Origin of the sequence: Paenibacillus sp. AR247 (assembly GCF_002968895.1) — a bacterium.
Lineage (GTDB): Bacteria > Bacillota > Bacilli > Paenibacillales > Paenibacillaceae > Paenibacillus_AQ > Paenibacillus_AQ favisporus.
Window position 1 is genome coordinate 95,973 of record NZ_PCZT01000023.1, and the last position, 9,711, is coordinate 105,683.

At 49.8% G+C, this 9,711-nt stretch carries 8 protein-coding genes, 2 pseudogenes and 1 other annotated feature; of the genes and pseudogenes, 7 read left to right on the forward strand and 3 right to left on the reverse strand.

Features of this window, described 5'->3' with window-relative positions:
• Positions 1-911 (forward strand): DUF3231 family protein (locus CPT76_RS29420; RefSeq protein ID WP_105445397.1); only part of this gene is annotated, 911 nt, incomplete at its 5' end.
• Positions 912-1,068: 157 nt separating this feature from the next.
• Here CPT76_RS29420 and CPT76_RS29425 read toward each other — a convergent pair.
• Positions 1,069-1,681, reverse strand: a pseudogene (locus tag CPT76_RS29425) (isochorismatase family protein).
• Positions 1,682-1,958: 277 nt separating this feature from the next.
• On the opposite strand from CPT76_RS29425, the gene CPT76_RS29430 reads away from it, so the two are divergent.
• A complete protein-coding gene (locus CPT76_RS29430; RefSeq protein ID WP_105445572.1) occupies positions 1,959-2,423 on the forward strand; it encodes a phage tail protein in 465 nt (154 codons plus the stop codon).
• A 122-nt stretch (positions 2,424-2,545) separates the two neighbouring features.
• Here the strand turns inward: CPT76_RS29430 and CPT76_RS29435 are convergent, their stop codons facing one another.
• The gene (locus tag CPT76_RS29435; protein ID WP_105445398.1) at positions 2,546-3,154 is read right to left on the reverse strand and encodes a TetR/AcrR family transcriptional regulator; all 609 of its coding nucleotides are present in this window, start codon (positions 3,152-3,154) and stop codon (positions 2,546-2,548) included.
• A gap of 250 nt (positions 3,155-3,404) precedes the next feature.
• Here CPT76_RS29435 and CPT76_RS29440 point away from each other — a divergent pair, with 250 nt between their 5' ends.
• Complete coding sequence (locus CPT76_RS29440; protein WP_105445399.1) at positions 3,405-4,184, forward strand: nuclear transport factor 2 family protein; 780 nt, start codon at positions 3,405-3,407, stop codon at positions 4,182-4,184.
• A 161-nt stretch (positions 4,185-4,345) separates the two neighbouring features.
• Positions 4,346-4,608: a binding site (T-box leader), on the forward strand.
• A 76-nt stretch (positions 4,609-4,684) separates the two neighbouring features.
• The gene (leuA, locus tag CPT76_RS29445) at positions 4,685-6,355 is read left to right on the forward strand and encodes a 2-isopropylmalate synthase (protein WP_105445400.1); all 1,671 of its coding nucleotides are present in this window, start codon (positions 4,685-4,687) and stop codon (positions 6,353-6,355) included.
• 243 nt (positions 6,356-6,598) lie between these two features.
• On the opposite strand, the gene CPT76_RS29450 is transcribed toward leuA, so the two are convergent.
• Positions 6,599-7,060 (reverse strand): MarR family winged helix-turn-helix transcriptional regulator, encoded by a 462-nt coding sequence (locus CPT76_RS29450; RefSeq protein WP_105445401.1) that lies wholly within the window; start codon positions 7,058-7,060, stop codon positions 6,599-6,601.
• A 229-nt stretch (positions 7,061-7,289) separates the two neighbouring features.
• On the opposite strand from CPT76_RS29450, the gene CPT76_RS29455 reads away from it, so the two are divergent.
• From CPT76_RS29455 to CPT76_RS29465, 3 genes and pseudogenes are all read left to right on the forward strand, one after another.
• Positions 7,290-7,919 (forward strand): SDR family NAD(P)-dependent oxidoreductase, encoded by a 630-nt coding sequence (locus tag CPT76_RS29455; RefSeq protein WP_105445402.1) that lies wholly within the window; start codon positions 7,290-7,292, stop codon positions 7,917-7,919.
• Between the two features lie 57 nt (positions 7,920-7,976).
• A pseudogene (locus CPT76_RS29460) lies at positions 7,977-8,898 on the forward strand (alpha/beta hydrolase family protein).
• Between the two features lie 445 nt (positions 8,899-9,343).
• The coding region (locus CPT76_RS29465) for an RrF2 family transcriptional regulator (protein WP_105445573.1) at positions 9,344-9,711 on the forward strand (368 nt) is incomplete at its 3' end.

Below are 9,711 nucleotides of genomic sequence, written 5' to 3' on the forward strand. Positions count from 1 at the left end.
ATTATCTCCAGCATGTGAACGATAAAGAAATTAAAGGAATTTTACAGTTTGCCCAGGGGTTATGTGAAGATTATATAAAGGATATCGAAGCCATTTTTAAACAAGCGGCCTTTCCTATACCGGTCGGGTTTACGAAGGACGACGTAAATCTGGAAGCACCCCGACTGTATGAAGATGATTTTTATCTTCATTACTTACAGTATCTGGGCAAAGCCGGAATGAGTATTTATAGTGTGGCTATACCTTTAGTGACAAGGAAAGATATCCGGGATTTTTTTGTCAAGACCCTTCATGATACGAGCCAATTAATGGTTCGGGTCAATGATGTTTTGCTTTCCAAAAATGCATCAATAAATCCACCTGTCATTCCTCCTCCCGAAGGAGTTGATTTTATTACCAAACAGAGTTTTTTAAATGTATTTTTTGGAAACGGGAGACCGCTGCAAGGCTTGGAAATTGCCCATTTATACGGTAACATGAACAACGACATCACAAGTAAAGCCATTATTACTGGCTTTGTCCAGGTGGCAAAAAGTGAAAAAGTCAGACAATATTTAGAACGCGGAAAGAATCTTAACCAAAAACATATTGATCTGATGTCGAATAAATTGTCCAAAGACGGTTTGCCATCTCCTTCGCTCATTGATCATTTGGTCAGACCATCAACGGAGTCACCTTTCTCAGACAAATTGATGGTTTATCATAAAATCGATATGTTTGCCATGAAGATCAGGGAATACGCCAATGGTGCCTCACTTAGTGCAAGAAAAGATGTTGCCGCCTTATTTGCAAAATGCCAGTTGGAAGTATCGTTATACGTAGAAGATGGTGCCAATATTATGATTGACCATGGCTGGTTGGAGCAACCTCCCGAAGCTATAGATCGAGATGAGCTACAAGCGGGACATTAAAGCTTGATCTGGAAGCTGTTTGGGGCACAATAGTTGAATCGAGTGAGCTATAGGTATAGGAAGGGCCATCCTTTACAGGATGGCCTTTAAGCTTGCGGTTACAGACAGCCCGGTGATCCATACCCTAAGTAGGCGAAAATGACCGCAAATGGAGTACTCACTGATAGATAACCTCTTTTAAAATCTCTTCCGTTGTGCGAATCCGCCCCATCCTCGGGAAAATGACGTCCCGTACATGCTCATGCTCAGCCTTCGTGAACCCGGTCATGGCGTCAATCGCGAAAATGATATCATATCCGTGCTGAAAAAGCCTCTCTGGCGGTTGTATCCACACCGATCCCTGAGGCTATGCCGCAGATGACGATCGTATCAATGTTTCGGCGGCGTAACTGGAGATCAAGGTCTGTTCCATGGAAGGCCCCCCATTGCTTTTTAGAGATGATATGATCCGTTTCAGTTACGCCGAGTTCGGGAGCAAATTCGTCCCAGCCCTCGATCAGATTTAGTTTGGGAGGTGCGGCATCCAGCTTAGGACTGAGCATATCTTTGAAGTCCATACTGGACACATGCACAAGTGCCACAAAAGCCCCATGGCTACGGAAAAGCTGGGTCAGCTTGGCTGCATTGGCAATGACCATTTCGGCGGAATAAGGGGCATACTGCGGACCTATCCATTTTTGGAGATCGATGACGACCAGAGCTGTTCTGTTCCAATCGATTAACGGTTCTCTTTGCCCGCTATGCGCATGATTGTCATGAAGTTGATTCATAGGAAATCCTCCGCTAATCTTGTAATATAATGATGACGGAATCAGTATATATTAGGCCGTGGTGATTAACGAGAGAGCGGATTATCCTAGGAGTGATTCTCCTAGAATACATAGATTTTAAGAAGATATCTGAAGGATTTTGACGCAAAGTGCTGAATATTTAAACGGGATGTTTGTTTCTACCAGTCTATGTAAACAATATTTAGAAGACTAACAAATCGTCAGTCACCTTGTGAAATATAGATTTCTGGAAATGAAGAGAAAACGAGGGATGGAAATGTCGTATATCGTTGATTTTCAAAATGTATCTACGGTAGGTTTGGAATCTTCACCTGTCGCCGAAGCGCTTGCTGGTTTGCGCGCAAATGAAGCTCGTTACTTTATGAACAAATACAAGCATGAATTTACGGTTGTGCCCGCCAGCGAAAGCCAGGAGACCCTGGATTATGTGAACCGGATTTTGAAGGAAGAACGGGATATTGAGTTTGCGGCAAAACCTTTGGAAACATCGCGTTTTCAAGTGGAAAATATCCAAATTGCCTACGTTTTTTATGAGGACGGTCTCGCACTCAATGTCATGTATACCGTGGATGACCCGAAGAAACGGGCCGTCGGCTTCAAGCTCTCGGAAGGGATGGAGGTACCCCAAGAGCTGGAAGGGAAGTTTAAGTTTGCGAGGCAGAAGTCCAAGCTGGCCGGAACGATTCGGGGCTCGTTTTTTGTCATTAAAGGGGAATATTAAGCTCGGCATATGACGCGAAGCAATCAAATGAAAACATAAACGGGACAGGCGGGGCAGACAATGCTCTCCTGTCCTTTGTTTTTTTAAGAACGCCAGCCTACGCATCCTCTGCTCTCGCGATCCTACTCCTCGATGGCAATGCCAGCAGCTCTCAAATGGCCATAGGTCACGATGTTACTGAACTGGGAAGATACCTCAGCCGCGGACAGGGGCCGATCGTTTTTGATCCACCAAATCACGATCCCCATGAAAGCCGATACGAGGTACTCAAGCAGCAATTCTTTAGATACCGATAACGGCGAATCCCCCTGCGCAGGATTCCACCCCTCATCCAGTTTACCTTTTATGATCGCCTCCATTTTTGCTCGAAATGGATAGATTCTGCTCTCCTCCACCAACATGGCATAGTACAAAGTAATACTCCCCGAAATGTGTTCCAGAACGGCTTGCATGACGGTCTCCAGTCTGGACAGACGGAAAGGGTTCATATGGAATGGGCAAAGCACGACGGTCCGCTGCAATTCGCTCAACAGCTCGTCCATACATGTATCTAATAAATCCGGCTTGTTCTGGTAGTGAAGATAAAACGTGTTTCGATTGATCATCGCCCGGTCGGCAATATCCTGGATCGTGATCGCTTCGTATCCTTTTTCCTGAATCAGCTCATAAAACGCTTTTCGGATCGATTGTTTCGTGCGCACAATTCTTAGATCGGTCTTCTTTTTGTTCATATGGATTTCGCTCTCCTACAAGAAATTTAAGGCGTTAAGCGACAAATCCGTGCGAAATGCCCCTTATCCTGCAAAACTCAAAATATTGAATATTGAGGGTGCTATGGTTCCTTATTATAATGAGCACAAGATAAATAAACAACATAGTGTTCATTATTTATCTGATGACGATACATGTTGCGAGATCAGGACCGGTCCATCAAGCGCAAACGTTAATTTTAACTTTCGATATCAAAGGGAGGATATTTCGATGACATTCAACGATCATAATGAGCTTGTTCTTAAGGCAACCGCTGTGCTGGAAAGCTTGGAGAGCGGCAGCCCCGAAGCGATTACGGCTTACGTTCATCCGGATAAATATATTCAGCACAACCAAGCCTTACCTGATGGCCGTGATGCCATGCTAGGTGCGCTGGCTCATTTAAAGGAAAACGGTACGAAGGTCAGCATTAAACGTGCTTTGGTCGACGGGGATTTTGTGGTCCTCCATTCCGTATATGAATTCTTCGGTCCTAAGATCGGCATTGATATTTTCCGTTTTGAAAATGGGCTCATCGTCGAGCATTGGGACAATTTGCAGGAGATGGTGGAGAAGACGCCAAGCGGCCATACGATGATTGACGGACCGGTCACGGTTCAGGATATCGACAAGACGGATGCGAACAAAGGGCTTGTCCAAAGCTATGTGGAGAACATTTTGTTTGGGAAAAATCCGGAGCTGCTGAACTCATATTTTGACGGGGATCGCTACATTCAGCATAGTCCGCATATTGGGGATGGCCTTTCGGGACTGCATGCGGCACTCCAGGCGCTATCGGAGAGAAATATTGAATTTAAATATACTCAGCTCCATCAGGTCTTTGGCCAAGGCGATTTTGTGCTTACGGTAAGTGAAGGTTTGTTTGATGGCCAGCCTACGGCTTTTTACGATTTGTTCCGCGTGGAGAACGGAAAGATCGCCGAGCATTGGGACGTGGTCGAAGCCATCCTGCCGGCAGAAAAGCGGAAAAATTCGAACAGCCGGTTTTGAGGCTTGAGGGGGGTTAATAGAGAGGCATCGCCGGATCATATCGGCGGTGTCTTTTTGTGTGCGCTTATTTCCCAAATAAAAAAGCCCTCACGGAAGAACAATACGATGTAGATTTACACTTGACACCATCGTGTCGGTGATATAGCATTAATCCTAATAATTAAACTACGTTGAAAAGGAATAGTACGGTTTTCTAAGCGAACAGAGAGCTGTTGGCCGGTGTGAAACAGCCGTGGAGAAAATTGGAACTCACCTTGGAGTTGCTCGCTGAAACAGTAAAGTAGGTGGAGCCGGAGCCTGACCGTTATCATCAGGAGGATCCAGGTTTGTCTGTTTATGCAAACCGTATCCGTAGAGTGCATGCCGGCGTTGGCATGAATTCGGAGTGGTACCGCGTAAGATGTTAAAGTCTTTCGTCTCTGTAGTGGAGATGAAAGGCTTTTTTTGCGCCTCCGATCTTTGGCAGATTAGCATAGGAATCGACGAAAGGAAGGGTATCCATGAAAAATGTAAACAAATACGACAGAGGATATTTTATGCCGCCGGAGACCAGCCTGAACTGGACCCGGAAGGAATATATTACGGAGGCGCCGATTTGGTGCAGCGTTGACCTTCGCGACGGCAATCAGGCGTTGATCGTTCCGATGAATCTGGAGGAGAAGCTGGAATACTTCAAGCTGCTTGTGGATATCGGATTTAAGGAGATCGAGGTCGGATTTCCTGCAGCTTCGGAGACGGAATTTGCCTTTTTGCGCACATTGATCGAGCAGGATTTGATCCCGGACGACGTGACGATCCAGGTGCTGACCCAGTCGAGAGAGCACATCATCCGCAAAACGTTCGAATCGCTGAAGGGCGCGAAAAAAGCCGTCGTCCATCTGTACAACTCGACCTCGGTGGCGCAGCGGGAGCAGGTATTCCGCAAATCCAAGGAAGAGATTATCGATATCGCCGTGAGCGGCGCCAAGCTGCTGAAGGAATGCGCGCAGGAGACGGAAGGGAACTTCCAGTTCCAATATTCGCCGGAGAGCTTCACCGGCACGGAGATCGAGTTTGCGCTGGACATCTGCAACAGCGTGCTTGACGTATGGCAGCCGACGGCAGAAAATCCGGTCATTATCAATCTTCCGGCAACGGTATCCATGTCGATGCCTCACGTCTACGCCAGCCAGATCGAGTATATGAGCGAGCATCTGAATTTCCGGGAGCATGTCATTCTGTCGGTTCATCCGCATAATGACAGAGGCACGGGCGTGGCGGACGCCGAGCTCGGCATGCTGGCCGGAGCTCAGCGCGTCGAAGGCACATTGTTCGGAAACGGGGAACGGACGGGGAACGTGGACATTGTGACGCTGGCGCTCAACATGTACTCTCACGGGGTGGACCCGAAGCTGAATTTTGAGAACATTCCGGCGATTGCCTCCGTGTACGAACGGCTGACCAAAATGAGAGTAGGCGAAAGACATCCATACGGAGGCGAGCTGGTATTCACCGCATTCTCCGGTTCGCATCAGGATGCCATTGCCAAAGGTATGAAATGGCGCGAGGAAAAGGATCCGCAGCATTGGTCGGTCCCTTATCTGCTGATTGATCCGATGGATATCGGCAGGGAATACGAAGGCGACATTATCCGTATCAACAGCCAGTCCGGCAAAGGCGGAATCGGATACGTGCTGCAGCTGAAGTACGGACTTGACCTCCCGGCGAAAATGCGCGAAAACTTCGGATACTTCGTTAAAAACGTATCGGATCAGCAGCAGAAAGAACTGATGCCTGAGGAGATCTACGCCATTTTCTTGAAGGAATACGTGAATATCCAAACGCCTGTCGAGTTTGTGAAATACCGCTTGACCGACAACGAAGATTTCCAAACGATCGTCACGATTCGCACCGGCAACGAAGTCAAGGAAATCGCCGGCAACGGAAACGGCCGACTCGATGCGATCAGCAATGCCCTCCAAACCGAGCTTGGGCTGGATTACTCCGATTTGATCTATACGGAGCATGCTCTGGAAATAGGCTCGAAATCACAAGCGGTGTCCTATATCGGAATCACGGCTTCCAACGGCAGTGTATATTGGGGATGCGGCATTGACGTTGATATTATGACTTCGTCGGTAAAAGCGCTCTTTAGTGCTGTGAATCAGTTTAGCCGCAATGCGAAAAACTGATCGGTTCCGGCTAAGAACGAAATTCGGTCATTTCGTATACACCTAAAGAGGATGAGAGTACTCTCACACATAAAAAAAGGAGCTGCCGCGGGCAGCTCCTTTTCTGTTTATTCGCCCATAGACACCTTAGAGAGGGGGTAGGGCTTACAGAAAGTAGAAGGCCACTTCACCGTTTGGGTGATGGGCCTGTTATTTACTGATCGATGTACTCATCTGTTTCACGAATAGCATCAACAAACGCGGTCAAGGCGGCGGGGCTTTACAAGACGAAGACTTTATTTTTTCCGACAGCCTAGTAATCGACTCCTTGTCTTGATCGGTTAATTGGTCAAGAAAATGCTTGCGTATTGTCATGGAGACGATGGGACGGGCATCTTTCAACGCTGATTGTCCAGCGGGAGTGATGATGACTTGAACGCCGCGATCCGTGTCCAGCGGTTTCCTCTTCACGAGTCCGCGATTCTCCATTCGCGTTAAATGATGCGACAATCGGCTCTTATCCCAGTCCATCGAGTCGGCTAATTCCTGTTGGCGAAGGCTGCCGTCTCCTAATAGGTCTAACCGGTCCAATACACCGTAATCCCCTTCGGATAGTCCCGTGTGCTCGGACATTTCTTTGACGACGCGGCCGAAGATGGTCTGGAAGGAGCCTTTCCACATATGCCATATTCGCATTTCTTCTTCATTCAGCTCGTTCTTATCCATAGAAACATCATATCATGGTTGACGCATCAACCACAACATGTTACAGTAGATACCAGGTTGACGCATCAACCAAATATGATCACACATGATGGGTTGAGGAGCAACCAAGTTTTTTTACCCATTAGGTTGACGTATCAACCCGAGAATCCATTCTGGATACGCAGTTGGCGCATCAGCCTGGATCATTTACAAATACCACACTTCAATGCACGAAAGGAGATTTTTTTAGATGCAGGATAAACCCGTCGCCCTGGTTACCGGGGCCAACAAAGGAATCGGCCTTCAAATTGCCAAAGATCTCGCGGCACACGGCTTCACCGTACTCGTCGGGTCGCGCAGCCTTAAGAATGGGGAAGAGGCAGCAAAAAGTGTAGGACCGGACGCACGCGCCCTCCAGCTCGACGTCACGAATCAGGTCTCCGTCGACGCCGCGGCAGAGCGTATCCGCCGAGAGCTCGGCCGACTTGACGTGCTCGTGAACAATGCCGGCATCTCGCATGCGGGCAAGCCGCTTCTGCGTAAGGCGCCGGCGGCACGCATCGTCAACGTATCCAGCGAAGCGGGGTCGTTGACGCTCAACGCAGATCCGGCCAATCCGCATCGCCCGATGTTCGGTGCCGTGTACAGCCCGTCGAAGACCGCCCTCAACGCCGTGACGCTTGCCTTCGCCATTGAACTCGAGTCGACGGGCATCAAGGTCAACGCAGCATGCCCGGGCTTTACAGGGACGGACCTCAACAACTTCGCTGGAACGCGCACCGTCGAACAGGGGGCACGCGAACCCGTGCGCCTGGCGCTCCTCGATGAAAATGGTCCGACAGGCACGTTTTCGAACGAGGACGGCCCGCTCCCATGGTAATGCAGCTTCTGATGATTGATCCAAACCCAATCTCGCTCTACGAAAGGAACTTTAACTATGGATATCAACGTTAATGCCCCTACTCCAGTCATCTCGGTAAAACCGGTAGTGCTATCAGCCCCGGACCGGGGTGACGATATGCAAGTGCGGGTGTCTGCGCCCGCAACGGGACACGACCTGCCTATTATTGTTTTCTCGCACGGTTATAGCTCGTCGATGGACGGCTACACCCCGTTGGTCGACTTCTGGGCCGCTCACGGCTTCGCGGTCATTCAACCTACCCACCTCGACTCGAAAACGCTGAATCTTCCTCCTGAGGATCCACGTACACCGCTGATATGGCGCGTTCGGGTCGATGATCTGAAACGCGTCCTCGACCAGCTTGATCTCATTGAAGCTTCCGTACCCGGCCTCAGCGGGCGCCTCGATCGCAGCCGCATTGCTGTAGCCGGACACTCCTGGGGAGGCCAGACAGCGAGCATGCTGCTCGGCGCGCGGGTCCTCGATGCCAACGGGCAGCCGGGAGAAGACATGTCCGACTCGCGGATCAAGGCAGGACTGCTGCTTGCCACGACGGGCAAGGGCGGAGCTGACTTGAGTCCGTTTGCGGCCGAGCACTTCCCTTTCATGAATCCGAGCTTCGCGGACATGAACACGCCGGCCCTCGTGGTAGCCGGGGACGAGGACCAGTCCATGCTGTCCACCCGGGGGCCGGACTGGTTCACCGACCCGTACTTCCTGAGCCCGGGTAGCAAGAGTTCTGCTCACCCTTTTTGGGGGACAACACTCGCTCGGTGGAATCACTGGATACAACGCCACGGAAACGACGGACGAAAGCCCCGAACGAGTCGCCCTGCTCCAGCGGATCACGTGGGCTTACCTTCGCAGCGCGCTCGGCCTCGATCATTCCAGCTGGGCGGCTGCCCGCGCGGTTCTGGAAGAGGGCGCCAACCCGCTGGGCCGTATCGAGTCGAAGTAAGGGCCTGATGGGCTTGCCAGCCTGACAGTCATATGAAGCCCGGTCCACTTGGCCGCGAGCATCCATTTGGGTGTAGGTGCCTAGGCAAGTTAAACAAGCGATATCACAAAGGCCATCCCTAAAAAGGATGGCCTTTAAACTTGCCGCTATAGGCGGGGTCGTGAAAGCTTTCCACAAGCGAAAAGTTGGGGGGAGCACCGACAATGTCCGGTCATCGTACGAAGTAGGGACAAGATCCGGGAATCTGCCGGATTAGTGCAAAATGGCGTCATTTTCGGTGGGATGCCAAAACACATCAACATGACGCCTGCCTTATCCCGCAAACATCCACTCCGTTAATCGTTAGTTTTATGTTTGAGGAAAGAACTGATATGATAAAAGAAAGTATTGCTGATGCAGACATAGGTTGTGAGATTGCGATACACTGTAAACAGGAGGGATTTAAATGATATCTAACCGGAGCGCCCAGATTGGTCCGCCGCGTTTCGCCACTGCCGTACACGCTCTGATCTTGCTTGCCAAATGCGAAGGAACGCTCAACAGTGCGGCCATTGCCTGCGATGTCCAAACACATGCCACATTCCTCCGCAGAGTATTGGCGCAGCTCACGCATAACGGAATGGTTGAAGCGAGAGAGGGACGGAATGGGGGGTACTATCTGAAGCGCCGTCCGGATGAAATTACGCTGGCGGATATATATTTGGCTGTAAAATCGGATTGCTGCGAACCAGAGGTTAAAGAGGACTGCACTTCGGGCCGACAAAAGCTTGAAGCAATTATGGGAGAAGTGCAGAATCAGACGGTTGAATTGCT